The sequence below is a fragment of the Citrobacter sp. VF227 genome, from assembly GCF_052950715.1.
On the sequence record NZ_JBRFVF010000001.1, the window covers coordinates 682,894 to 707,560 of the forward strand.

Sequence of the window (24,667 nt, forward strand, 5' to 3'; positions counted from 1 at the left end):
ATAAAAACCCGTTCAAATACTTTCCGCACAAATACCACCCGACCTCTCACTTTCGCTGTTTTATGCACCATGACGTTCCAATACGGAACATTATTATGCTGCTATGTTTCGTATTGAAACGCCATTTACAGCAATTTTCTTTTGCAAACCCGTGTGCAAAATTACTTTATCGGCAGCGAGCAGTCGCCGTGGCGATGTACAAACCGATACCCTACATCAGATGCCTGCCCGAATCCGGCAGCCATCCAGGACTGTCTGCGGAGCATAAATAATGAAAAAATTGATTAACCGTGTTGAAGACGTACTGAATGAACAACTCGCCGGACTGGCGAAAGCGTATCCTTCCCTGGCGCTGCATCAGGATCCGGTCTATGTCACCCGCGCTGATGCGCCGGTAATGGGCAAAGTGGCGCTGCTTTCCGGCGGCGGCAGCGGGCACGAGCCGATGCACTGCGGCTATATTGGTCAGGGTATGCTCTCTGGCGCCTGTCCGGGAGAGATTTTTACCTCACCTACCCCGGATAAAATGTTCGAATGCGCCATGCAAATTGATGGCGGCGAAGGCGTACTGCTGATCATCAAAAATTACACCGGTGACATTCTTAATTTCGAAACCGCCACCGAGCTGTTGCACGAAAGCGGCGTCAAGGTCACCACCATGGTAGTGGATGATGACGTAGCAGTGAAAGACAGTCTGTATACCGCCGGTCGGCGTGGCGTGGCGAATACCGTATTGATCGAAAAACTGGTCGGCGCGGCTGCCGAACGCGGTGACTCACTCGAAGTCTGCGCAGCGCTGGGTCGTAAACTGAATAACCTGGGCCACTCCATAGGGATAGCCATTGGTGCTTGTACCGTTCCGGCCGCCGGACAACCGTCGTTCACGTTGCAGGATAACGAAATGGAGTTTGGCGTGGGTATTCATGGGGAGCCGGGCATTGACCGCCGCACCTTCACCTCTCTTGATCAGACCGTAGATGAAATGTTCGATACCCTGCTGGCAAACGGCAACTACAGTCGTACACTCCGCCACTGGGACAACGTTCAGGGCGCGTGGCAGGAAGGTAAAGAAAGCAAACGTGCGTTACAAAGCGGCGACCGCGTCATTGCGCTGGTCAATAATCTCGGTGCAACGCCGCTGTCAGAACTCTTCGGCGTGTACAACCGCCTCGAAAGCCGTTGCCAGGATGCAGGTATTGTCATTGAGCGCAACCTGATCGGCTCTTACTGTACTTCTCTGGATATGACCGGCTTCTCAATCACCCTGTTACAGGTGGATGACGAAACGCTGAACTTATGGGATGCACCGGTTCACACCCCCGCCCTCAACTGGGGTAAATAAGGAGATTCATGATGTCCCTCAACAGAACGCAGATTGTTAACTGGCTCTATCGCTGCGGTGAAATTTTCACCACCGAAAGTGATTTTCTCACCGGTCTCGATCGGGAAATCGGCGATGCCGACCACGGTCTGAACATGCATCGTGGCTTTAGCAAAGTCGTCGAAAAGCTCCCGTCCATCGCCGATAAAGACATCGGTTTTATTTTGAAAAATACCGGCATGGTACTGCTCTCTAGCGTCGGGGGTGCCAGTGGTCCACTGTTTGGCACCTTTTTTATCCGCGCCGCCCAGGTAACGCAGGCCCATCAAAGCCTGACGCTTGAAGAGTTATATCAAATGATGCGAGATGGCGCAGAGGGTGTGATTAGCCGCGGTAAAGCTGAACCTGGCGACAAAACCATGTGTGATGTCTGGCTGCCGGTAGTGGAGTCTTTACGCCAGTCCTGCGAGCAGAAGCTGAGCGTCCAGGCGGCTCTGGAAGCAGCAAGCCAACAAGCGGAAGCCGCTGCACAAAGCACCATCACCATGCAGGCCCGCAAAGGTCGCGCCAGCTATCTTGGTGAGCGCAGCATTGGACATCAGGATCCCGGCGCAACCTCCGTTATGTTTATGATGCAAATGCTGGCTCAGGCGTCCAGAGAGTAAGGATAAAGCGATGGTAAACCTGGTTATTGTTTCTCACAGCGCCCAGTTGGGCGAAGGCGTCGGCACGCTAGCCCGGCAGATGTTAATGGGTGATGGTTGCAAAATCGCCATTGCCGCAGGCATTGACGATCCTGAGAATCCGATTGGCACCGATCCTATTAAGGTGATGGGAGCCATCGAGTCCGTAGCCGACACAGATCACGTGCTGGTGATGATGGATATTGGGAGTGCGCTACTGAGTGCGGAAACCGCGCTGGAACTGCTCGATCCTGCGATTGCCGCCAAAGTGCGTCTGTGTGCCGCGCCGCTGGTTGAAGGCACGCTGGCCGCAACGGTGAGTGCTGCCGCAGGGGCGAATATCGAACGGGTCATTTGTGATGCCATGAACGCCCTCGACGCCAAATGTGAGCAATTGGGTTTACCTTCGCCATCTGCAGCAAAGTCAACGTCTCCTGAATTAGTACCCGATGCAGATGCACGTTCAGTTGCCATTGTGGTGAAAAACCCTAACGGCATCCACGTTCGCCCAGCTTCACGGCTGGTTTCCGCGCTGTCCGGCTTTAACGCCGACATGTGGCTGGAGAAAAATGGCAAGTGCGTCGTGCCTGATAGCCTGAATCAGATAGCTCTGCTGCAGGTGCGCTGTAACGATATGCTGCGCCTGATTGCCAAGGGCGAACAGGCAGAAGATGCGCTGGCCGCATTCAAACGGCTGGCGGCAGAGAATTTTGGTGAATCGCTCGAGCCCGCGAATGCTGATAACGTAGCCACGCAGGTCCCCCCACAGGCAACGGGAACGGCATTCTGTTATACACCGTTCTCACCAGAGGTCAGCCAGCAGCCTACAGCATCACCTCAGGCAGACCAGCAGCGATTACGGGTCGCTATCCAAAACACGCTGAACGATTTAAGCGCACTAACCGCGCTTGCGGAAGAGCGATATTCCGCTGATATCGCCGCTATTTTCTCCGGTCATCACACGCTGTTGGACGATCCCGATCTGTTTGATATGGCCTGCGATTTAATGCAGGAGACACAGTGTAGCGCTGCCTGGGCCTGGCATCACGTGCTGAGCGATCTCAGCCAGCAGTATTTACAGCTCGACGATCCCTACCTGCAGGCCCGATACATTGATATAGAAGATTTATTATCGCGTTCGCTGCAGCATTTGACGGGGGAGATCGTGCAAATTCCCGCCTTCATTCGCCCCACTATTCTGGTCGCTGATGTCATCTATCCATCTACGATCCTGCAACTCGATCCGAAGGCAGTCCAGGGCGTCTGTCTGCGAGACGGGAGCGATGCCTCCCACCCGGCAATTATCGCCCGTGCCATGGGGTTGTGTTACGTATGTCAGCAGGGCAAGGCTGTTGATAGCATCAAAATGGGTGACGCCCTGACTCTTGACTGCGTGACGCAACGAATCACCCACGCGGATTGATGACGGTTGCACACCCTTCCCAACCAAGGGTGTGCATCCTGTTTGCCCACGTCGGGAAATGTCTGTTTATTCGCAAAATGGGGCGTCAATCACACGCAACAGTCGATCCTGAACTAAGGTTTTCTCATGGTAAATGCCGCTACTTTGGCACGCCGCTAAGGAGATTAACCGATGATAACACCTGCAACTCGCCATCCAGGCCTGCTTTCTGTTGCAATAAAACTGACACTCGCCAGTACCTTTTTTGCCCTTTCCTCTTTTGCCGTCAATGCAGAAGACGCACCAGCCGCTCCGCCGCAGCCGCCAGATATCCTGCTTGGACCTCTGTTTAACGATATACAAACGGCCAAACTGTTTCCTGACCAGAAAACCTTTGCTGATGCGGTTCCTAACAGCGATCCTCTCATGATCCTTGCCGATTACCGGATGCAGAAAAATCAATCCGGATTTGATTTACGCCATTTTGTGGAGGTGAATTTCACTTTGCCGAAAGACGGCGAGAAATACGTTCCCCCGGCCGGGCAATCATTACGCGAGCACATTGACGGACTGTGGCCGGTCCTCACCCGTTCGACAACCGACGCTGAAAAATGGGACTCTCTGTTGCCACTTCCGGAGCCGTATGTGGTGCCTGGCGGGCGATTTCGCGAAATATACTATTGGGACAGCTATTTCACCATGCTGGGGCTTGCCGAAAGCAATCACTGGGATAAGGTCTCGGACATGGTGGCAAACTTCGCTTACGAGATAGACGCCTGGGGACACATTCCTAACGGCAACCGCACCTACTATCTGAGCCGTTCCCAACCACCGTTCTTTGCCTTTATGGTTGAGCTGCTGGCACAGCACGACGGGGATGACGCGCTGAAAAAATACCTCCCGCAAATGCTCAAAGAGCACACATACTGGATGGAAGGCGTCGACACGCTCCAGCCCGGTCAGCAGAATAAGCGCGTGGTAAAACTGGATGACGGCACCATTTTGAACCGCTACTGGGATGACCGCGATACGCCAAGGCCAGAGTCCTGGGTGGAGGATATCGCCACCGCTAAAAGCAACCCGAACCGACCGGCCACAGAAATCTACCGCGATCTGCGTTCTGCCGCTGCTTCTGGCTGGGACTTTAGTTCCCGCTGGATGGATAACCCTAATCAATTAGGCACCCTGCGAACCACCAGCATTGTTCCGGTCGATCTCAATGCATTGATGTTCAAAATGGAAAAGATGATCGCCCTCGCCAGCAAAGCCGCAGGTGATGATGCTAAAGCGGCACAGTATGAAGGCTTCGCCAATGCCCGACAAAAAGGGATCGAAAAGTATCTGTGGAACGACAAAGAAGGCTGGTATGCCGACTACGATCTGAAGAGTCATAAAGTACGCAACCAACTCACTGCCGCTGCCCTGTTCCCGCTGTATGTCAATGCCGCGGCTAAAGATCGCGCCAGCAAAGTGGCCGCGGCAACCCAGGCGCATCTGCTACAACCCGGCGGCCTTGCTACCACATCGGTGAAAAGCGGTCAGCAGTGGGATGCCCCCAACGGTTGGGCCCCGCTGCAGTGGGTCGCAGCATCCGGGTTACAGAATTACGGCCAGGATGACGTTGCGATGGACGTGACCTGGCGATTCCTCACTAACGTGCAGCACACCTACGATCGTGAGCAAAAGCTGGTTGAAAAGTATGATGTGAGCACCACAGGTACCGGCGGTGGGGAATATCCGTTGCAGGATGGTTTTGGCTGGACCAACGGCGTAACGCTAAAAATGCTCGACCTGATCTGCGCCAAAGAAAAGCCTTGTGACAGCGTACCCGCATCGCGACCAACCCCGGCAAGTACAACACCAGCTGAGCCTAACAAACAGACTCAACCGACGCCTTGATCAACTTTCTATTATAGAGAAACGGCCCCTTGAGGGGCCGTTCGATTAATCTCGTCGTACAAGCCGGAAGACACCCAGCACAATAATCGCGCCGACCACGGCCACCAGGAAGCTGTGGAGATTAAATCCGCTGACATCACCGCCGATACCAAACATCGTTGCCAACCATCCACCGACCACAGCGCCGACAACACCGAGAATACAGGTCAGGATAAATCCACCGCCATCGCGCCCCGGCATAATCAGTTTGGCGATAACCCCCGCAATCAGACCAAAAATAATCCAGGCAATAATTCCCATTTTCAGGCCCTCTTTCCAGTGAACGCACGCGCAAGACATTCTTGCGCCAGCCTTTAAAGTATAGGCAAACCATCGTTATATGTTGTTTTCACGCAGACTGAATTCATTGGCGTGGGTAAAAAATTTCATTCATTTGTATTAAGTTCCGTTGATTGATGCCGATAATCCAACGATAAACCAGGCATCCAGGAGTCATTAGGTGTGAGTAACTACAATGAGCAGTTCCTGAAGCAAAATCCGTTAGCGGTGTTAGGCGTACTCCGGGACTTGAATTCGCAGCAGGTTCCGCTGCGTATATCCTGGTCAGGTGGCCAGTTCATCAGCAAAATACTGGCGGTCAGCCCGGACGAACTGATCATGGATTTTGGCAGTCAGGAATACGAAAACCAGGCTGTGCAGCGAGCCACTCAGATCTCGATTATCGCCGAAACGCAGGGCGCCAAAGTGGAATTCACCCTGCCGCAGCTTAAGAAAGGCGAATATCAGCGGCTGCCAGCATTTATCTCATCGTTGCCGCCTTCCCTGTGGTTCGTCCAGCGTCGGGAGTATTTCCGCATCGGTGCTCCACTGCATCCCCCCTATCGCTGCACGGTAAAAATGCCGGACAACAGTACGCTGTGTTTTCGCTTATTCGATTTGTCTCTCGGTGGTATGGGCGGGCTGTTAGAAACGGCAAAACCGGAAGGCCTGACAGAAGGCATGCGTTTCTCGCAGGTTGAGCTGAACATGGAGCAATGGGGGGTGTATCACGTTGACGCCCAGCTTATTTCCATTAGCGAACGCAAAGTTATCGACAGTAAAAACGAAACTATTACCACTCCCCGCCTGAGCTTTCGTTTTCTCAACGTCGGCCCGGCGGTGGAGCGGAACTTACAGCGGATTATTTTTTCCCTTGAGCGCGAAGCCCGGGAAAAGTCGAACAAGGTGCGCGGTTAGCATCCCCGGCTTTACATCGCATCCAGCGCTTGCTGAAGCTTCCAGATATAACGCGGAGCCTGCGGCGCCGGATGATTATCCGCAACATGTTCAATAAATTCATCCGGGCTGAGATCGTTGATCTTATTGATGGCTTTTTTCCTGTCGGATGAGAACGTCCGCAGCAGTGCGCCCGCGCCGTTGGCGTACGAGACCACCAGTGCATATTGCATCACCTGCGGATCTTCGATCCCGGCCAGCGGTCCGGTCTCCAGAATGCTCAGGTAGGCGGCCCCCATCGAGATATTGCGCTCTGGATTTTTCAACTCGCTGGTCGACGGCTCTCCGCTCCACCCCATACGACGATAAACATCGCGGCCTGAAGTCGAGGCTTTTAACTGCATCAGACCAATCGCATTAGACTTACTGACCGCATTCGGGTTACCGCCTGATTCAATGGCGATAATGGCGGTAATCAATTGTGGACTGACACCCCAGGCCGCTCCGGCTTTTTCACTGATCGGCATCCATTGCATTGCGCGTTTAACCGGAACTTCAGCATTCCATGGCGGATTTTTGTAATCCTGTTTTGAACTACAGCCCGCAAGTAATACAACCAAAAAAGCAAACCATCTCAATTTCACGTCATCTATCCTTATAGCCGGAACCTGTCGCTGAGGTGACAACGACATACCTACGCGGCATGATATACATTTGGTTTTAGTTGTAGCAAGGAAATGCCATGTCCCGGTTTCACTTAATTGCCCCGTCGGGCTACTGTATCAACCAGCAGGCTGCCTTACGTGGGCTTGCGCGTCTTACTGAGGCCGGTCATCAGGTCGATAATACAGCGGTCATTGCGCGCCGCTGTCAGCGTTTTGCAGGTACAGAAGCAGAGCGTTTGGCTGATTTAAACTCGCTCGTAAATCTGAAATCGCCTGATACCATTGTGATGGCGGTACGTGGCGGCTATGGCGCGAGCCGTTTGCTGGCAGATATTGACTGGCAGGCACTTGCGGCTCGCCAGCAACAAAACCCATTGCTGCTGTGTGGGCACAGCGATTTTACGGCGATCCAGTGTGGTCTACTGGCGCAGGGTAATGTGATTAGCTTCAGCGGCCCGATGCTGGCGGCTAATTTCGGCGCCGAAGAGATGAACCCCTTTACCGAGCTCCATTTCTGGCAAGCTTTACGCAATGCCCAATTTACCCTCGAATGGCAGGGTAACGGCCCCGAGTGTGCGACTGAAGGGACGCTATGGGGCGGAAATCTGGCGATGATCATTTCGCTGATGGGTACGCCGTGGATGCCGGCTATCGAAAACGGCATTTTGGTACTGGAAGACATTAACGAGCATCCGTTTCGCATCGAGCGCATGCTGCTGCAATTGTATCACGCAGGCATACTGGCCCGGCAAAACGCGATTATTCTCGGCAGTTTTAGCGGCAGCGCGCCTAATGATTACGACGCGGGTTACAATCTTGATTCAGTTTGTGATTTTCTGCGCGCCAGATTGTCCGTTCCATTAATCAGCGGCCTCGATTTTGGCCATGAACAACGTACCGTAACCCTACCGTTGGGGGCGAATGCGGTGCTGAAAAATGATAAAAACAGCACTCAGCTCACCTTAAGTGGGCATCCGATACTTAAATCGTAAAAAAAGCGGCTAACAGGGCTAAGTTAAACGCTGTTTCTGTCGTTATTATGTTAGGGTTTGTTAATACGAAACAGCGTAATTCAGGAGTAACCGAACGTTGGATGCCGCAGCAATTATTAGCCTTTTTATTTTGGGTTCCGTTCTCGTCACCTGCAGTATCTTACTCAGTTCATTTTCATCACGTCTTGGTATCCCTATTCTGGTGATATTTCTCGCTATCGGTATGTTGGCGGGCGTCGACGGCGTGGGCGGTATTCCTTTCGATAACTACCCTTTTGCCTACATGGTGAGTAACCTGGCGCTGGCGGTTATCCTGCTTGATGGCGGGATGCGCACCCAGGCCAGCTCTTTTCGCGTCGCTTTGGGCCCGGCATTATCGCTGGCGACCGTGGGTGTGCTGATCACCTCTGGTCTCACTGGCATTATGGCGGCATGGCTGTTTCATCTGGATCTCATTGAAGGGCTGCTGATTGGCGCGATTGTCGGCTCAACCGATGCCGCAGCGGTCTTCTCCCTGCTCGGCGGCAAAGGACTCAACGAACGTGTGGGCTCGACGCTGGAAATTGAATCCGGTAGTAACGACCCGATGGCGGTGTTTTTAACCATTACGCTTATCGCCATGATCCAAAATCACGAGACCGGTTTAAGCTGGATGTTTGCGGTACATATAATCCAGCAGTTTGGCTTAGGCATCATACTGGGTCTCGGCGGCGGCTACCTGCTTCAGCAAATGATTAACCGTATTTCACTGCCTGCCGGGCTTTATCCGCTGCTGGCATTAAGCGGCGGGATCCTGATTTTTGCCCTGACTACCGCGCTGGAAGGCAGCGGTATTCTGGCGGTTTATCTGTGTGGTTTTCTGCTGGGTAATCGCCCAATCCGCAACCGGTTTGGCATTCTGCAAAACTTCGACGGTTTGGCCTGGCTGGCGCAAATCGCCATGTTCCTGGTGCTTGGACTACTGGTTACGCCGTCGGACCTGCTACCTATCGCAATCCCTGCGCTGATTTTGTCTGCGTGGATGATATTCCTTGCCCGCCCGCTTTCGGTCTTTGCCGGACTGCTGCCGTTTCGTGGCTTTAATCTGCGCGAGCGCATTTTCATCAGTTGGGTGGGTTTGCGCGGCGCGGTGCCGATCATCCTCGCCGTCTTCCCAATGATGGCGGGCCTGGAAAACGCGCGCCTGTTTTTTAACGTCGCGTTCTTCGTGGTACTGATCTCGCTGCTGTTTCAGGGAACGTCGCTTTCGTGGGCGGCTAAAAAAGCCAAAGTGGTGGTTCCTCCCGTTGGCTGGCCCGTTTCGCGCATTGGTCTGGATATTCATCCGGACAATCCCTGGGAGCAGTTTGTTTACCAGCTCAGCGCGGATAAGTGGTGTGTAGGCGCCGCGCTGCGCGACTTGCATATGCCAGAAGAGACGCGAATTGCCGCCCTGTTTCGTGACAACGTGCTGTTTCACCCTTCAGGCAGTACCCGCCTGCGTGAAGGCGACGTTCTGTGTGTCATTGGCCGTGAACGCGATCTCCCTGCTCTCGGCAAGCTGTTCAGCCAGTCGCCGCCGGTGTCGTTAGATCAGCGTTTCTTCGGTGATTTCATTCTCGAAGCCAGCGCGAAATATGCCGATGTGGCGCTGATTTATGGCCTGGAAGATGGCACAGAGTATCGCGATAAGCAGCAAACACTCGGTGAAATTGTCCAGCATCTGCTTGGCGCCGCGCCAGTCGTTGGTGACCAGGTTGAATTTGCTGGCATGATCTGGACTGTAGCTGAGAAAGAAGACAATGCAGTGCTGAAAGTTGGTGTTCGCGTGGCTGAAGATGAAGATGAGTAACGTGGATGTTTTTTGCCGGGTGGCGGCGCCGCCTTACCCGGCCTATGAAATGCAATGACTCCATAGGCCTAATCAGTGCAGAGCCATCAGGCACACCGCAAACATTACACTGTCACAACCGGTACGCGCAGCGCCAGAGAACACATCAACTCATAGCCCACCGTTCCGGCAGAAGTGGCCACGTCGTCAATTTTAATCTCTTTGCCCCACAGCTCCACTGGGGTCCCTATCCCCGCCTGCGGGCACGGCGTCAGGTCTACCGCCAGCATATCCATTGAAACCGTTCCAACCGTACCGGTGCGAACGCCATCCACCAGCACCGGCGTTCCGCTTGGAGCATGGCGCGGATAACCGTCTGCATAGCCAGTCGCCACAATGCCAATACGCTGCTCGCCGCTGGCGGTATAGCGTCCACCGTAGCCCACCCGATCTCCGGCTTTCAACGTCTGTATGCCGATTATCTCGCTGCTCAGGGTCATTACCGGTTTGAGGCCGGTATTGGCAATGTCCCGCCATTGCCCCGACGGCGATGCACCGTACAAAATAATACCAGGGCGAACCCAATCGTAATGCGCTTCAGGGTGCCACAGCGTGGCGGCCGAATTGGACAGCGACCGTTTGCATTCCAGCCCTTCTGTCGCACGGGCAATGCGCGTCATGGCGTCCTGGATCCCCTCCGGGTGCTCCGCATCAGCAAAGTGCGACATTAATGTCATTTCGCCGACATTGGGCATTGCCCGCAGCTGTTGCCAGACTGTTGATACTCTCTCTGGTAAGAAACCCAGCCGGTTCATACCACTGTTCACCTTCAGGTAAACATCCAGCGGCGCGTTGAGGCGCGCATTCTGCAACGCTTTTAGCTGCCAGTTACTGTGCACGCAGGTGGTCAGACGATATTTGTCATACACGATCAGATCATCGGCGTGGAAAAAGCCCTCCAGCATAAGTATCGGGCCTTTCCATCCTCGTTCACGCAGGGTTATCGCTTCCTCAAGATTGAGCATGGCAAAACCGTCGGTGGTGCCCAGCGCATTCCAGACACGTTCAATGCCGTGTCCGTAGGCATTAGCTTTCACCACCGACCAGACGCGGGCGTCCGGCGCTGCCTGGCGGGTAATGGTCAGGTTTTGTTTCAACGCCTGCAGGTCAATGCTGGCCAGTATCGGGCGGGTCATCTCACGTCCTTATCAGTTATGTGCGCCATGTAAATGTCGTGGACGAGACGGAGTAAACCCCGGACTGTAACGCGCCACGCTCAGATCGTCGTAAGGAATAGCCGGCGTGCGACCGGAGAGAATGTCGCTGAGCAACTGACCCGAACCGCAGGCCATTGTCCAGCCCAGGGTGCCGTGCCCGGTGTTAAGCAGCAAATTCTTGAAACGGGTTCGCCCGACCACCGGTGTACCGTCCGGGGTCATCGGACGCAGCCCGGTCCAGAAGGTCGCCTGTTCCACATGCCCACCGCGTGGAAAGAGATCGCGTACAACCATCTCCAGCGTTTCACGACGGGGTTGTAGCAATTCAGTATTGAAGCCCACAATCTCCGCCATGCCGCCAACGCGAATACGGTTATCAAAGCGGGTAATGGCGATTTTGTAGGTTTCATCAAGGATAGTTGAAACCGGAGCACCGTCATCTTGCGCCACCGGAATGGTCAAAGAATAGCCCTTCAGCGGATAGACCGGAATGTCAACGATCCCTTTCAGCATCGCCGTGGAATAGGAGCCAAACGCCATCACATAGGCATCGGCTTTGACTATCTCTTCGCCACACTGAACGCCATAAATCTGCTCGCCATCGCTCAGTAGCTTATCGACCGGGGTGTTAAAACGAAACTTAACGCCCGCCTGCTCCGCCATCAGCGCCAGACGCTGGGTAAACAGCTGGCAGTCACCGGTTTCGTCATTCGGTAAACGCAGACCGCCGGTCAGCTTGTGCGCGACTTCCGCCAGCGCCGGTTCGACTTCCGCCAGGCGGCTTGCTTCCAGGAGCTGATAGGGTACGCCCGCATCTTCGAGCACGGCGATGTCGCGGGTGGCGTTCTCATACTGTTGAGCGGTACGGAACAGCTGTAACGTTCCGCCCTGACGTCCTTCGTACTCGATACCGGTAGAGGCACGCAGCGCTTTCAGGCAATCACGGCTGTATTCAGCCAGGCGCACCATCCGCCCCTTGTTTTCCATGTAGTGGCTGGTGTCGCAGTTGCGCAGCATTTGCCACATCCATTTCAACTGGAACTGCGTCCCGTCGAGGCGAACGGCCAGCGGAGCATGGCGCTGAAACATCCATTTAATTGCTTTAAGCGGTACGCCTGGCGCCGCCCATGGTGCTGCATAACCTGGAGAGATTTGCCCCGCGTTCGCCGCACTGGTTTCCAGTGCCGGACCGGGCTCACGATCAATGACGGTGACATCGTGTCCAGCCTGACTTAAGTACCAGGCGCTGGTCACGCCAACGACACCACTTCCCAGTATGACAACTCGCATAGCCACTCCGTTAACAGTAAAAGAACAATCATCTAATTACATCTTGATAACTCAGTTGAAAATATTATTCAACATATGGCTTTTTTATGGTGACTTATCTCACATATAGCGGTAACAGCGCGGAACTCTTTGCTTTGGCATCTCCTGCTGCGCGTTATTTTTATCCAGCATAAAATTTTGCAACCATGCCATTTTTCGACGCCTCGCTAACGTGAAATCGCAAAGAAAAAATTTCTGCCACAGCACGTTTTTTAACACCATGTTCTATGCTTGAAATGAGGTACTCCAGACAGAGAGTGCCGCCAACAATGAGGGTGCGCGAATGGCTACGATTGATTCCATGAACAAGGACAGCACACGGTTAAGCGATGGACCCGACTGGACGTTTGATCTGCTGGATGTCTATCTGGCGGAAATAGACCGCGTGGCGAAACTCTACAGACTGGATACCTACCCGCACCAAATCGAGGTGATCACCTCCGAACAGATGATGGACGCGTATTCCAGCGTTGGGATGCCGATCAACTATCCTCACTGGTCGTTTGGTAAAAAGTTTATTGAAACCGAACGCTTGTATAAGCATGGTCAGCAGGGGCTGGCCTATGAGATTGTTATTAACTCCAATCCGTGTATCGCGTATCTGATGGAGGAGAACACCATTACCATGCAGGCGCTGGTGATGGCGCATGCCTGCTATGGACATAACTCCTTTTTCAAAAACAACTACCTGTTCCGTAGCTGGACGGATGCCAGTTCCATCGTCGATTACCTGATCTTCGCGCGAAACTATATTACCCAGTGCGAAGAACGCTATGGCGTGGATGAAGTCGAAAAGCTCCTCGACTCCTGTCATGCGTTGATGAATTACGGCGTTGACCGTTACAAACGCCCGCAAAAAATCTCCCTACAGGAAGAAAAAGCCCGGCAAAAAAGCCGTGAAGAGTATCTGCAAAGCCAGGTGAATATGTTGTGGCGCACGCTGCCGAAGAAAGAGGAAGAGAAAAGCGTGGCGGAAGCCCGGCGTTATCCCTCTGAGCCACAGGAAAACCTGCTGTACTTCATGGAGAAGAACGCCCCGCTGCTGGAGTCCTGGCAACGCGAAGTGCTGCGCATTGTGCGCAAGGTCAGCCAATATTTTTATCCGCAGAAACAAACACAGGTGATGAACGAAGGTTGGGCTACTTTCTGGCATTACACCATCCTGAACCACCTTTATGATGAAGGTAAAGTCACGGAACGGTTTATGCTGGAGTTTCTGCATAGCCATACCAACGTAGTGTTCCAACCGCCATACAACAGTCCGTGGTATAGCGGAATAAATCCTTATGCCCTCGGTTTTGCCATGTTCCAGGATATCAAACGTATTTGCCAGTCGCCAACCGAAGAGGACAAATACTGGTTCCCAAATATAGCCGGATCCGACTGGCTGGAAACCCTGCATTTCGCGATGCGCGATTTCAAAGATGAAAGTTTTATCAGTCAGTTCCTGTCCCCGAAGGTGATGCGTGATTTCCGCCTGTTCACCGTACTGGATGACGATCGTCATAACTATCTGGAGATTTCCGCGATTCATAACGAGGAAGGGTATCGTGAAATTCGTAACCGGTTGTCGTCGCAATATAACCTGAGCAACCTGGAGCCGAATATTCAAATCTGGAATGTCGATCTACGCGGTGACCGCTCCCTCACCTTGCGCTATATTCCGCATAACCGTGCTCCGCTGGATAAAGGACGCAAAGAGGTGCTTAAGCATGTGCACCGGTTATGGGGTTTTGACGTGATGCTGGAGCAGCAGAATGAAGATGGCAGCGTGGAGCTGCTGGAGCGTTGCCCGCCGAGGATGAACGGTCTGTAATAATAAAACCCCTCAAATGAGGGGTTTCTAATTAGCGGCCCTGAATGGCTAAGTCGCCCGGCAAGTTCTTCTGCATACGATGCCAAATCTCGCCACTATCGTGACCATAGCGACGCACCGTATCATATACCTGCTCATGAGCACCTTGCTCACAAAGTTCTGACAGCTTACGGTAGAAGCTCAGCGCCAGCGCGCGCGCCTCCGGATTGGCGAAGTAATGACGGCCAATGCGGGTATACAATCCTTTCATGCCATTGAGAATCAAACCATAGATCGGGTTGCCGGAGGCAAATGCCAGTCCACGAAAGATGTTGTAATCCAGATCGGCAAAGGCGTCAGCGTGGTCGGCAACCTGATTTGCCGTTGCCAGGACCTCCTGCGCTTTATCAGGATGCTGGCGAAACGCGGTGCGAATAAAGATTGTCGAAATATTGGTACGCACAGACAGCAGATTATCGATCAGCTGCGGCACACTTTCATGATCGAGACGCGCCAACGTTTCAAGGATATTCAGCCCCGAAGTTTCCCAGAAGTTATTCACCTTCGTCGGTTTGCCGTGTTGAATGGTCAACCAACCGTCCCGCGCCAGACGCTGTAATACCTCGCGTAACGTGGTACGTGTCACTCCAATAAGTTCAGAGAGTTCACGTTCAGCGGGCAAAATAGTGCCAGGTGGGAAGCGGTTATTCCAGATACTTTCAATGATGTACTCTTCCGCGAACCCCGCCGGGCTTTGCGCCTTAATGACCATAGTGATAATTCCATTACACAGCAAAACATAGTTACAGTTATCATACCAGACGGGTCACATAGCTGATAGCTGACGCAATGAAGAAAAAGTGGATCAAGGCTTCATTTTCCAGATAACGCTGAAGTACAACCAGGCTTGCCCGTCACGTGAATAGCTTGCCTGTACTCCCTCCTCCCGCTAAGCTTTGCGGTCAAACATAAAAACATGATTTCATTTTTAAAGGTAGGGAAATCACCATGGAGCTATCATGGGGCCGCGCTATGTGGCGCAATTTTTTAGGTCAATCACCTGACTGGTACAAACTTGCACTACTCATCTTCTTAGTCGTTAACCCGATTATTTTCTTCATTAATCCCTTCATTGCGGGCTGGCTGTTGGTAGCCGAGTTCATTTTTACGCTGGCGATGGCGCTAAAATGCTACCCGCTGCTGCCGGGCGGGTTGTTAGCCATAGAAGCAGTCATGATTGGCATGACCAGCGCTACACATGTGCGTGAAGAGGTTGCCGCTAACCTTGAAGTGCTTTTGCTGCTGATGTTTATGGTGGCTGGCATCTACTTTATGAAGCAGCTTCTGCTGTTTATTTTCACCCGTTTGCTGCTCACTATTCGCTCTAAGGCGTTGCTGTCACTGGCATTTTGCGTTGCCGCCGCCTTTCTCTCGGCATTTCTTGATGCGCTGACCGTCGTGGCCGTGGTGATCAGCGTAGCGGTCGGTTTTTATGGTATCTACCATCGTGTCGCCTCTTCCCGCACGGAAGACAATAATATGCTTGATGACAGCCATATCGATCAGCACCATAAGGTCGTTCTTGAGCAGTTCCGTGGTTTTCTGCGCAGTTTGATGATGCATGCGGGTGTCGGTACGGCGTTAGGCGGCGTGATGACCATGGTCGGCGAACCGCAAAACCTGATTATCGCCAAAGCAGCTGGCTGGCATTTTGGTGACTTCTTCCTGCGCATGTCGCCGGTCACCGTCCCGGTGCTGATTTGCGGCCTGCTAACCTGTGTGCTGGTTGAGAAGTTGCGTTGGTTTGGCTATGGCGATACGTTGCCGGAGACCGTGCGTGACGTTCTGCAACAGTTTGACGATCAGAGCCGTAAGCAACGTACTCGCCAGGACAAAATCAAACTGATTATCCAGGCGATTATTGGTGTCTGGCTGGTGATTGCTCTGGCCCTGCATCTGGCGGAAGTCGGATTAATTGGTTTATCGGTGATTATTCTGGCAACCTCGTTGACTGGCGTTACTGACGAACATGCGATTGGTAAAGCGTTTACCGAATCGCTGCCTTTCACCGCCCTGTTGACTGTGTTCTTCTCAATTGTTGCGGTTATTATCGATCAACAGCTTTTCTCGCCAATCATTCAGTTTGTTTTACAATCCTCCGAACATGCCCAACTGACGCTGTTCTACCTCTTCAACGGCCTGCTGTCTTCTATTTCTGATAACGTATTTGTCGGCACAATTTACATTAACGAGGCCAAAGCCGCGCTGGAACAGGGAACTATCAGCCTCAATCAATATGAACTGTTAGCGGTGGCGATCAATACCGGGACCAACCTGCCTTCCGTGGCCACGCCAAACGGCCAGGCGGCATTCCTGTTCCTGCTGACCTCCGCGCTGGCACCGTTGATTCGCCTGTCTTATGGCCGCATGGTGTGGATGGCTCTCCCTTATACCCTTGTTCTGACACTCGTCGGTCTGCTTTGCGTAGAGTTCACACTTGTTCCGGTGACCGAGTGGATGGCCCAAACGGGCTGGTTAGCTACACTTTCATAACAATTAACCGGGCAAATCACTGCCCGGTTTGACTTTTTGCATGATAAATATCCGATTACGCAAATTTTCAATTACCGCTAGTGGCGCATAAGTTGAATTGGTTTAAACTGCGGTCTCTACGCATGTTGCAGGGAAATGATTATGTTGCGATTTTTAAACCAGTGCTCCCGAGGTCGTGGAGCATGGTTATTGTTGGCGTTAACCGCCTTTGCGCTGGAGCTCGTCGCGCTTTGGTTCCAGCACGTCATGCTGCTAAAACCGTGCGTGTTGTGTATCTACGAACGTAGTGCATTATTCGGTGTAATGGGAGCGGGACTGGTAGGGGCTATCGCGCCAAAAACGCCGCTGCGCTATGTGGCGATGGTTATCTGGATTTACAGCGCCTGGCGCGGGTTTCAGTTGGCGTATGAACACACCATGATTCAGCTTTATCCTTCACCGTTTATGACCTGTGATTTTGCCGCCCGCTTCCCGAGCTGGCTGCCGCTGGACAAATGGCTTCCGCAAGTGTTTTTAGCCTCCGGCGACTGTGCTGAACGCCAGTGGTCTTTTTTAACCCTGGAAATGCCGCAGTGGCTGTTGGGGATCTTCGCCGCCTACCTGGTGGTCGCCGTGCTGGTAGTCATAGCGCAGCCGTTTAAACCGAAAAAACGTGACCTCTTCGGTCGCTAACAGAGACGCGCATTCGGGAGCGTTAAACGTTGGTTTAACGCACTGTAATATAAAACATCCGTAAGACGTCCATCTTAGGTACAGAAAGCTCACAATGTCACCGTTGTGAGCTTTTTTTTACCGGTTAAGAGAATATGTCGTCGTAATGGCTTTCGTATGAGTTTGCTGCAATCAGTCAGCACGAGTTCAACAACGGCTTACAATCTGATTCAAGCGAAGAGCTTAAGCTCGGCATACTAATACGTCGTTGAGAGTAACTTTCCCCCGCAACGGCTAGCCCGGTAAAACTCGCGCTGCATCGAATGCCGATGATCAATTTTCTGTAACAATTCTCCGTTATAAGTGATCTACCCCTCAATTTGGAATCTTTCTACTAGTTTATCTACCCGAGTAGATCTATTAATCTGCAGTAAAAATGCAATATCTACCCGAGTAGAATAGATAAAGTTAAAGCGCGCGCAATTATTGGCAGATAACGTCAAGGAGTTCTTATGAACACGCATTCATCCTCTGTACCCGTAACTGACGGTCAGCAAGCCGCACAGCAACGGTTGGAAACACCTGAAGGACGCCGCGAATTCTGGCGAGCGGCATTATCTTGTTGGCTGGGCACAACAATGGAATATGCCGATTTCGCTCTGTATGGCCTCGCGGCTGGCATTATATTTGGCGACATCTTTTTTCCCGAAGCAACGCCTGTTATGGCGCTGTTATCCAGCTTCGCAGCCTATTCCGTTGGGTTTATCGCCCGTCCCATCGGCGCGCTGTTATTCGGCTGGATCGGCGATCGTCATGGCCGAAAAATTGTGATGGTTATCACTATCGGGCTAATGGGCGTATCAACCATGTTGATCGGTTTAATTCCCAGCTACGCGCAAATTGGCGTTTGGGCGCCGGTGTGTCTGGTTATTTTACGATTTTCCCAAGGGCTGGGCGCCGGTGCAGAATTGTCAGGCGGCACCGTCATGCTCGGTGAATATGCCCCTGTTAAACGCCGCGGTCTGGTCTCTTCGATTATCGCCCTGGGTTCAAATAGCGGTACGTTGTTGGCCTCATTAGTTTGGCTCATCGTGCTGCAAATGGATAAAGACACCTTATTAAGTTGGGGGTGGCGTATTCCTTTTCTTTGTAGTTTCCTTATCGCCGCCACCGCCCTCTTTATACGGCGTCATATGCGTGAAACGCCGGTATTTGAACGTCAAAAAGCACTCCTGCAGGCCGAACGAGAGAATGCGCTTCGTAAAGGTGAGGAGATGCAGCAGCACGACACACGTAGTTTCTGGCAACGCACCCGTGCGTTCTGGACTATGGTCGGATTGCGTATCGGCGAAAATGGTCCCTCCTACCTGGCACAAGGATTCATTATTGGCTATGTTGCCAAAGTGCTGATGGTTGATAAATCGGTCCCCACTTTGGCGGTTTTTATCGCTTCAATTCTGGGGTTTGCCATTATTCCACTGGCAGGTTGGCTTTCTGATCGGTTTGGGAGACGTATCACCTATCGTTGGTTTTGTCTGTTGCTTATCCTGTATGCATTCCCGGCATTCATGTTGCTGGATTCCCGCGAGCCGTGGATTGTTATCCCAACAATTATTACGGGAATGGGACTCGCTTCCCTGGGAATTTTTGGGGTTCAGGCGGCATGGGGAGTTGAACTGTTTGGTGTAACCAACCGTTATACCAAAATGGCTTTCGCAAAAGAGCTGGGATCCATTATGTCTGGCGGTACGGCCCCACTCGTCGCCTCAGCGTTACTCTCGTTTTACGGCCACTGGTGGCCTATTGCCCTCTATTTTTCGCTCATGGCTGCTATTGGACTAGTGACGACTTTCTTCGCTCCGGAAACGCGCGGTCGCGATCTCAACCTGCCGGAGGATGCGATTTGAGACCTGAGAGCGTGGGATGCGCGTTCTTTACCAAAGATTTTTGGGTCATAACACCTTATGCTGGCTGGCAAAACGAACACTCTGAACAAAATCAGGTTGGTGCCTTATGACTCAATCACATTCACAACGTGTAACCCGCTCCGATGTCGCGAAAGAAGCAGGAACGTCTGTCGCTGTAGTGAGCTACGTTATTAATAATGGTCCGCGTCCGGTGGCCGAAGCGACCCGACAACGCGTATTGCAGGCCATAAAAAAGACGGGATATCGACCCAATGGTATAGCGCGAGCCCTCGCTTCAGGCAGTACACATACTTACGGGCTCATTGCTCCTGACATATCGAACCCGTTTATTGCCTCAATGGCACACGCCCTGCAACATGAGGCATTTGCTGATGGCAAGGTGCTTCTGCTTGGTGATGCGGGTGATAATAGCGGACGTGAACGAGAATTGATTAATAATATGCTGAATCGTCAGGTTGATGGACTTATCTATACCAGTGTAGATCGGCATCCCTATATTGAGCTGATTCAGGATAGCGGTACGCCTTGTGTCATGTTGGATCGTGTAGATCCCAGTCTGAATGTGAGTGTGATTCAGGTAGATGAACAGCTAGCAGCCAGACAGGTCACACAACATCTTATTGATCACGGTTACCGTGACATTGGCATAATTTGTGGTCCACGTGAAATGTTGAACACGCAGGATCGTATCAAAGGATGGCAGTTAGCATTGGAGGAATCCTCGCTCTCTGTCAATCCCTCCTGGATCTTTTCGACTAACTATACCCGTGCCGGAGGCTACGAGGCGACGAAACGCATGTTACAAGGAGTGCCTCCACGCGCGCTGTTCGCTACCAATGAGCAGCAAGCGCTTGGGTGCTTACGGGCACTGGCAGAACAAGGGCTCCACGTTCCACAAGATGTGGCTTTGGTCTGCTTTAACGCAACACAGGAATCGGCTTACAACGTACCTTCCCTAACCGCCGTTCGACAACCGGTAGACAAAATGGCCCGGGCGGCAATCGATATGTTGAAAAACTGGAATGGAGAAGTTCGCCGCATTGAATTTGAGTTTTTTTTACAAGTGGGAGAGTCGTGTGGCTGCCAGGGACATGAAGTACAATCCGAAACCAGATAAACGTGAATCTATGCGTGTGATTATCGATTGCGATCCAGGTAATGGGATTCCCGGTGCCAATATCGATGATGGCCTCGCGCTGGCACTCGCCATTGCCGCACCGCAAATCTCTCTGGAAATGATCACCACCGTAGCCGGAAATACACCGGTTGAGGTTGGATATGCTGTAGCCAAAGACCTCGTAAAAAGACTGGATGTCCCAATCCCTGTCTATTGTGGCGCCTCACGTGCACTCAGAGAAGATCCTTTGCCATGGAGAGAAAAGCTCGATCATGGTGTGGAGCACTTTGGCTTACGCCAACTCTGGGAAGATGTTCCCACTCCTCAGGCATCTCGCCACGCCAAACCTATTGCGCCTGAAGCGATCGGTGAGCTGATATGTCACAACCCCGGCGAGATAACTCTGATTGCAACGGGTCCGCTTACTAATGTGGCTATTGCGCTGCAACTCTATCCGCAGCTTATTCATGCGGTAAAAAAGATTGTGATTATGGGCGGTGTGTTTAACGTTCCAGGGTATATGAAAGACACCAATTTTGGTTTGGATCCAGAAGCAGCCCATGCCGTGCTGACCAGCGGAGCGCCAGTAACATTAGTTCCTATGGATGTCACAACAAAAACGCAGATGCTCCATGCTGATTTAGATCGTCTGGCTTCGGCAGAAAACGTTCTGGGTCGTTATCTGGAGCAAACTATCCGTCCATGGATTACGTATTCTATGCGCACCCGAAATCTGCCCGGATGCTGGATACACGATGTGCTGACAGTCGCCTGGCTGCTTGACTCCTCTCTCGCTACAACCACAGAAGACTTTCTGGATGTCTCGCTTGAAGGACTGACCCGCGGTATGACCTGTCGCTATGGACGTAACACATTACGTCTCGACGTGGGAATACCTGAGCCCAAAGGAGTAATGATAGAAATTCTTCAGTCTGTTGATAACCAAAAACTTCTTTCACTGATTGAACACTATATCCATCGCTATCATGTGTAGCATGCCGAAACAGGAAAGAATGTATTAGCACAGTATATAAGCTCATATTGTTCCGGAGGAAAAATGAATGCGTTGGCACTCCTCTTATCTGCTGAAGGAGAATCCCTTGTAATTACGTTATGTAAAATATGTGCCGCTTTTTTTCTGGGAGGAGTCCTCGGACTTGAAAGAGAATCAAAAGGGAAGCCAGTCGGGTTTAAAACGTGCGTGATAATATCCGTCGCCAGCTGTGTGCTGACCATCGTTTCGATTCAGTCAGCCGAATATTACGCTGAGATATCGATGAATATACGTAGCGACCCTATGCGGCTTGCCGCTCAAGTCATCAGTGGTGTAGGCTTTCTGGGAGCAGGAGTTATCCTGCATCGCCATGATGATGCGATATCCGGATTGACGACAGCAGCAATCGTTTGGGCTTCTGCTGGTATAGGAATTACATGTGGGGCTGGCTTTTATCTCCATGCCATACTTGCAACAGGATTATTCCTTCTGGCAATAAAACTTAGCTATTTCGTCATCTTTTTACAAACCCGAAACCAGTCACCAGGTAAAGTTAAAATTCGAATTGTCCTGGATGATAAATCGGGGCTACAAACGCTGATTGACAGTATTCATCAGCAAAAAAATGTTATTGAGAACATCACTATTCGCGATCTAAAAAAGAGGAAAATCGAAGTTAATCTTAAGGTGATAATCAGGAAGAAAATAACTTTACCTGAACTTTACGGCAATCTGTCTGCCATTGATCATGTTTATGCTATCGCGCTGGAGCACTAATTATTTTGTACAGGGTCGAGAAACCAGATTAAAGTTAAAGGCGGTATCAAAAGTTACCCGGCTGGAAAACGAGTAAAATTACCCCCTGATTGACAGTAAACAACGCGACGAAGGGAAGCGCCCTGGCTTTTGTAGCAGATATTCACTCCTGAAAAAGCAAATCCATAAGATTCGCGTTGTCTGTTTTTTCACCATTCAATTTCCGCAACAGCATTTCTCTTGCAAGTGTTTGTAAAGAAAAAATAATATCAGGCTGAACTCGTTTCATTTTGCTGAGGTTCGCATCAGAATTCACCAGAGCAATTATTTTTGTTGTACTACCGACCAGTTCTTTAGCCGCCAGCACAATAAAAGCATTGTCTGAGTCATCATCGCGCAAAACCAGTATATAGCGTGCCTTATCGGCTTCAGCACTATTGAGCGCTTTATTATCAGATGGATCACCAACAATCACGTCAGCATTTTCTGGATAGTTATGAGGAATGCCCGGAGGCACTATTACGGTGACCTTCTCATTTTGTTCGCAAAGCCCATGATAAACACTGACAGCAAGCGGGGTAGTGCCAATAATAATGATATGGTTTTTACGCATCACGTGTGAAATTCTTCCTTTAATCATACGCCGGAGGTTCCCTCCGAGCATTGGACCGATTATAGCACTGATCGAAGTCGCGAAGACGGTGATGCCGAGAATAATGATCGATACTGTAAATAGTCGGGCAGTCGATGTTACCGGAACAATATCTCCATAACCCACAGTGGACATGCTTACTGTTGAAAAATACAGCGCATCAGATAACTCACTTATTACTGGCCTGAACTCCTCTCCTAAATAGAGTGACCCACAAAGTGCATAAAGCAGTAGCGAAACGAAGCTCACTAACGCGAACAGTGTTCCAGCAGCCAAGCTGGACTGGTTAAAAACACGCCAGAACCAAATTAGAAAAAGACAGTCCACTACCGACAGCAACCCAATATGATAAGAACTGTTCGGCATTAAAAAGCTGAAAAGACTTATGGCAATAAGAAGAATTATTGTAAACGTCCATGCCACTCTGGCACGCAAAAAAAGTCCGATACTCATGAGCACTATCGCAATGCCAAGCATCACCTGCGGTAGCGTTAATAACCCTAATGTGGAGATAATCTCTTTCCAGCCAGAAAACTGTCCGGTGGACTGCAACAAAAAATGCCAGACCTGAGTCAAGAGTGGCCTGAGAAATACGCTGCCAATAAACAGCGTCAGCGTCGCAAGCCACAAGTTGGGTGTAAGGAAAACAGACAAAAATTTGAGTCTGGTAGAAAGTGTTTTCATCGAAATCTCCAGAAAACCTCAAAAATGAGAATGGAGGGTATGCCAAGCAGACCTTCATCTCAAGCACAAGCTCCTTTTTCTAACCGCCTATGCAATGAAAAACAGCGCTTGGACATTGCTTGCTGGCATCTATAAGATGTATATTTAATGCATCTTATAGATGCCACATTAAGGAGATGTCTTATGTCCCATTTACGCATCCCGGCAACCTGGAAAGTAAAACGCTCTACTCCCTTCTTCACCAAAGATAACGTCCCGGCAGCACTGTTGTCTCACCACAACACCGCAGAGGGCGTCTTTGGACAGCTCTGCGTGATGGAAGGTACGGTAACGTATTATGGCTTTGCTAATGAAGACGCAAAAGTGCCTGAAGTGAAAGTGGTGATTAATGCCGGTCAATTTGCGACCAGTCCACCGCAGTACTGGCATCGCGTTGAATTAAGCGACGATGCGCAATTCAACATTAACTTCTGGGTGGAAGATGATAACCACTCCGATGAGATGTATCAGGCGAAAAAGTCTTAACCCTCAACGCCGGTTAGTCGATGGGCGGCTTAGTCCGCCCATGATGGTTTGTTCAGGATATGATCCTGCCAGTCACGCACTTCCGATTCTTTCACCGCTATATGACGGACTGAAATACGTTCACCGTGCATCGCCGCTTTTGAACCCGTCAGCAGCGGATGCCACTCCGGCAGCCCTTTCCCTTCAGCGAGCAGACGATAAGCGCAAGTCATCGGCAACCATTCAAAAGTGGGCAGATTATCACGCGTGAGTTTGATGCAATCAGGTTCATACTCGAAGCGACGCTCATAGTTACGGCACTGGCAAGTTTTGATATTGAGCTGCTTACAGGCAACGTTGGTGAAGTAAATTTCATCGGTGTCTTCATCCATCAACTTGTGCAGACAGCACTGTCCGCAGCCGTCGCACAACGACTCCCATTCGGCGTCGGTCATTTCATCAAGGGTTTTACTTTGCCAGAAAGGTAATTCGCTCATCGG

Annotated in this window: 22 protein-coding genes; 15 read left to right on the forward strand and 7 right to left on the reverse strand. The window is 51.4% G+C overall.

Annotation, left to right across the window (positions count from 1 at the left end; genetic code table 11):
- Window positions 1-271: 271 nt before the first annotated feature.
- From dhaK to ACU8YC_RS03400, 4 genes are all read left to right on the forward strand, one after another.
- Window positions 272-1,342: a dihydroxyacetone kinase subunit DhaK gene (gene dhaK, locus ACU8YC_RS03385; RefSeq protein ID WP_151219433.1), complete on the forward strand. Its 1,071-nt coding sequence runs from the start codon at window positions 272-274 to the stop codon at window positions 1,340-1,342.
- A gap of 11 nt (window positions 1,343-1,353) precedes the next feature.
- Window positions 1,354-1,986 (forward strand): dihydroxyacetone kinase subunit DhaL, encoded by a 633-nt coding sequence (gene dhaL, locus ACU8YC_RS03390; protein WP_020996617.1) that lies wholly within the window; start codon window positions 1,354-1,356, stop codon window positions 1,984-1,986.
- A gap of 10 nt (window positions 1,987-1,996) precedes the next feature.
- Window positions 1,997-3,427, forward strand: a complete 1,431-nt coding sequence (dhaM, locus tag ACU8YC_RS03395; RefSeq protein WP_446895004.1) for a dihydroxyacetone kinase phosphoryl donor subunit DhaM — start codon at window positions 1,997-1,999, stop codon at window positions 3,425-3,427.
- A 171-nt stretch (window positions 3,428-3,598) separates the two neighbouring features.
- Complete coding sequence (locus ACU8YC_RS03400; protein ID WP_446895005.1) at window positions 3,599-5,305, forward strand: alpha,alpha-trehalase; 1,707 nt, start codon at window positions 3,599-3,601, stop codon at window positions 5,303-5,305.
- Between the two features lie 45 nt (window positions 5,306-5,350).
- Here the strand turns inward: ACU8YC_RS03400 and ACU8YC_RS03405 are convergent, their stop codons facing one another.
- The gene (locus ACU8YC_RS03405; protein WP_151219512.1) at window positions 5,351-5,605 is read right to left on the reverse strand and encodes a GlsB/YeaQ/YmgE family stress response membrane protein; all 255 of its coding nucleotides are present in this window, start codon (window positions 5,603-5,605) and stop codon (window positions 5,351-5,353) included.
- 201 nt (window positions 5,606-5,806) lie between these two features.
- Here ACU8YC_RS03405 and ycgR point away from each other — a divergent pair, with 201 nt between their 5' ends.
- Window positions 5,807-6,541 (forward strand): flagellar brake protein YcgR, encoded by a 735-nt coding sequence (ycgR, locus tag ACU8YC_RS03410; RefSeq protein WP_187258845.1) that lies wholly within the window; start codon window positions 5,807-5,809, stop codon window positions 6,539-6,541.
- 11 nt (window positions 6,542-6,552) lie between these two features.
- Here the strand turns inward: ycgR and emtA are convergent, their stop codons facing one another.
- Window positions 6,553-7,164: a membrane-bound lytic murein transglycosylase EmtA gene (emtA, locus tag ACU8YC_RS03415; protein ID WP_151225551.1), complete on the reverse strand. Its 612-nt coding sequence runs from the start codon at window positions 7,162-7,164 to the stop codon at window positions 6,553-6,555.
- Window positions 7,165-7,262: 98 nt separating this feature from the next.
- Between emtA and ldcA the strand changes: the two genes are divergently transcribed.
- Window positions 7,263-8,177, forward strand: coding sequence for a muramoyltetrapeptide carboxypeptidase (ldcA, locus tag ACU8YC_RS03420; RefSeq protein WP_286539811.1), 915 nt, complete (start codon window positions 7,263-7,265; stop codon window positions 8,175-8,177).
- Between the two features lie 97 nt (window positions 8,178-8,274).
- Window positions 8,275-10,008: a potassium/proton antiporter gene (locus tag ACU8YC_RS03425; RefSeq protein ID WP_286544656.1), complete on the forward strand. Its 1,734-nt coding sequence runs from the start codon at window positions 8,275-8,277 to the stop codon at window positions 10,006-10,008.
- A gap of 104 nt (window positions 10,009-10,112) precedes the next feature.
- On the opposite strand, the gene dadX is transcribed toward ACU8YC_RS03425, so the two are convergent.
- On the reverse strand, window positions 10,113-11,183 hold the full coding sequence (gene dadX, locus ACU8YC_RS03430; RefSeq protein WP_151219439.1) for a catabolic alanine racemase DadX: 1,071 nt from the start codon (window positions 11,181-11,183) through the stop codon (window positions 10,113-10,115).
- Window positions 11,184-11,195: 12 nt separating this feature from the next.
- Window positions 11,196-12,494, reverse strand: a complete 1,299-nt coding sequence (locus tag ACU8YC_RS03435; RefSeq protein ID WP_043016065.1) for a D-amino acid dehydrogenase — start codon at window positions 12,492-12,494, stop codon at window positions 11,196-11,198.
- Window positions 12,495-12,816: 322 nt separating this feature from the next.
- On the opposite strand from ACU8YC_RS03435, the gene ACU8YC_RS03440 reads away from it, so the two are divergent.
- A complete protein-coding gene (locus ACU8YC_RS03440; protein WP_187252304.1) occupies window positions 12,817-14,349 on the forward strand; it encodes a SpoVR family protein in 1,533 nt (510 codons plus the stop codon).
- Window positions 14,350-14,380: 31 nt separating this feature from the next.
- Here the strand turns inward: ACU8YC_RS03440 and fadR are convergent, their stop codons facing one another.
- The gene (gene fadR / locus ACU8YC_RS03445) at window positions 14,381-15,100 is read right to left on the reverse strand and encodes a fatty acid metabolism transcriptional regulator FadR (RefSeq protein ID WP_252837660.1); all 720 of its coding nucleotides are present in this window, start codon (window positions 15,098-15,100) and stop codon (window positions 14,381-14,383) included.
- Between the two features lie 236 nt (window positions 15,101-15,336).
- Between fadR and nhaB the strand changes: the two genes are divergently transcribed.
- From nhaB to ACU8YC_RS03475, 6 genes are all read left to right on the forward strand, one after another.
- Entirely contained in the window at window positions 15,337-16,881 is a 1,545-nt protein-coding gene (gene nhaB / locus ACU8YC_RS03450; protein ID WP_286544655.1) for a Na(+)/H(+) antiporter NhaB, read from the forward strand.
- 141 nt (window positions 16,882-17,022) lie between these two features.
- The gene (dsbB, locus tag ACU8YC_RS03455; RefSeq protein ID WP_151219442.1) at window positions 17,023-17,553 is read left to right on the forward strand and encodes a disulfide bond formation protein DsbB; all 531 of its coding nucleotides are present in this window, start codon (window positions 17,023-17,025) and stop codon (window positions 17,551-17,553) included.
- 491 nt (window positions 17,554-18,044) lie between these two features.
- A complete protein-coding gene (locus ACU8YC_RS03460) occupies window positions 18,045-19,439 on the forward strand; it encodes an MFS transporter (RefSeq protein ID WP_151219443.1) in 1,395 nt (464 codons plus the stop codon).
- A 106-nt stretch (window positions 19,440-19,545) separates the two neighbouring features.
- Window positions 19,546-20,577 carry a LacI family DNA-binding transcriptional regulator gene (locus ACU8YC_RS03465; RefSeq protein ID WP_151219444.1) on the forward strand — a complete coding sequence of 344 codons (1,032 nt, stop codon included), beginning with the start codon at window positions 19,546-19,548 and terminating at the stop codon, window positions 20,575-20,577.
- Between the two features lie 10 nt (window positions 20,578-20,587).
- A complete protein-coding gene (locus tag ACU8YC_RS03470) occupies window positions 20,588-21,571 on the forward strand; it encodes a nucleoside hydrolase (RefSeq protein ID WP_151225727.1) in 984 nt (327 codons plus the stop codon).
- A 63-nt stretch (window positions 21,572-21,634) separates the two neighbouring features.
- A complete protein-coding gene (locus ACU8YC_RS03475) occupies window positions 21,635-22,348 on the forward strand; it encodes an MgtC/SapB family protein (protein WP_187252303.1) in 714 nt (237 codons plus the stop codon).
- A 142-nt stretch (window positions 22,349-22,490) separates the two neighbouring features.
- Here the strand turns inward: ACU8YC_RS03475 and kch are convergent, their stop codons facing one another.
- The gene (gene kch, locus ACU8YC_RS03480) at window positions 22,491-23,663 is read right to left on the reverse strand and encodes a voltage-gated potassium channel protein (RefSeq protein WP_151225558.1); all 1,173 of its coding nucleotides are present in this window, start codon (window positions 23,661-23,663) and stop codon (window positions 22,491-22,493) included.
- 183 nt (window positions 23,664-23,846) lie between these two features.
- On the opposite strand from kch, the gene ACU8YC_RS03485 reads away from it, so the two are divergent.
- A complete protein-coding gene (locus tag ACU8YC_RS03485) occupies window positions 23,847-24,188 on the forward strand; it encodes a DUF1971 domain-containing protein (protein ID WP_187258841.1) in 342 nt (113 codons plus the stop codon).
- A 29-nt stretch (window positions 24,189-24,217) separates the two neighbouring features.
- Here the strand turns inward: ACU8YC_RS03485 and ACU8YC_RS03490 are convergent, their stop codons facing one another.
- Window positions 24,218-24,664: a YcgN family cysteine cluster protein gene (locus ACU8YC_RS03490; protein WP_151219447.1), complete on the reverse strand. Its 447-nt coding sequence runs from the start codon at window positions 24,662-24,664 to the stop codon at window positions 24,218-24,220.
- Window positions 24,665-24,667 lie beyond the last annotated feature (3 nt).

Coding starts and splice junctions, on each gene's coding strand:
- ACU8YC_RS03465 (WP_151219444.1), top strand. CDS start 19,546: ATGACTCAATCACATTCACAACGTGTAACCCGCTCCGATGTCGCGAAA.
- ACU8YC_RS03440 (WP_187252304.1), top strand. CDS start 12,817: ATGGCTACGATTGATTCCATGAACAAGGACAGCACACGGTTAAGCGAT.
- ACU8YC_RS03485 (WP_187258841.1), top strand. CDS start 23,847: ATGTCCCATTTACGCATCCCGGCAACCTGGAAAGTAAAACGCTCTACT.
- ACU8YC_RS03405 (WP_151219512.1), bottom strand. CDS start 5,605: ATGGGAATTATTGCCTGGATTATTTTTGGTCTGATTGCGGGGGTTATC.
- dhaK (WP_151219433.1), top strand. CDS start 272: ATGAAAAAATTGATTAACCGTGTTGAAGACGTACTGAATGAACAACTC.
- ACU8YC_RS03460 (WP_151219443.1), top strand. CDS start 18,045: ATGAACACGCATTCATCCTCTGTACCCGTAACTGACGGTCAGCAAGCC.
- fadR (WP_252837660.1), bottom strand. CDS start 15,100: ATGGTCATTAAGGCGCAAAGCCCGGCGGGGTTCGCGGAAGAGTACATC.
- ACU8YC_RS03435 (WP_043016065.1), bottom strand. CDS start 12,494: ATGCGAGTTGTCATACTGGGAAGTGGTGTCGTTGGCGTGACCAGCGCC.
- kch (WP_151225558.1), bottom strand. CDS start 23,663: ATGAAAACACTTTCTACCAGACTCAAATTTTTGTCTGTTTTCCTTACA.
- dhaL (WP_020996617.1), top strand. CDS start 1,354: ATGTCCCTCAACAGAACGCAGATTGTTAACTGGCTCTATCGCTGCGGT.
- ACU8YC_RS03490 (WP_151219447.1), bottom strand. CDS start 24,664: ATGAGCGAATTACCTTTCTGGCAAAGTAAAACCCTTGATGAAATGACC.
- dhaM (WP_446895004.1), top strand. CDS start 1,997: ATGGTAAACCTGGTTATTGTTTCTCACAGCGCCCAGTTGGGCGAAGGC.
- dadX (WP_151219439.1), bottom strand. CDS start 11,183: ATGACCCGCCCGATACTGGCCAGCATTGACCTGCAGGCGTTGAAACAA.
- nhaB (WP_286544655.1), top strand. CDS start 15,337: ATGGAGCTATCATGGGGCCGCGCTATGTGGCGCAATTTTTTAGGTCAA.
- dsbB (WP_151219442.1), top strand. CDS start 17,023: ATGTTGCGATTTTTAAACCAGTGCTCCCGAGGTCGTGGAGCATGGTTA.
- ACU8YC_RS03475 (WP_187252303.1), top strand. CDS start 21,635: ATGAATGCGTTGGCACTCCTCTTATCTGCTGAAGGAGAATCCCTTGTA.
- ACU8YC_RS03470 (WP_151225727.1), top strand. CDS start 20,588: ATGCGTGTGATTATCGATTGCGATCCAGGTAATGGGATTCCCGGTGCC.
- ACU8YC_RS03400 (WP_446895005.1), top strand. CDS start 3,599: ATGATAACACCTGCAACTCGCCATCCAGGCCTGCTTTCTGTTGCAATA.
- ldcA (WP_286539811.1), top strand. CDS start 7,263: ATGTCCCGGTTTCACTTAATTGCCCCGTCGGGCTACTGTATCAACCAG.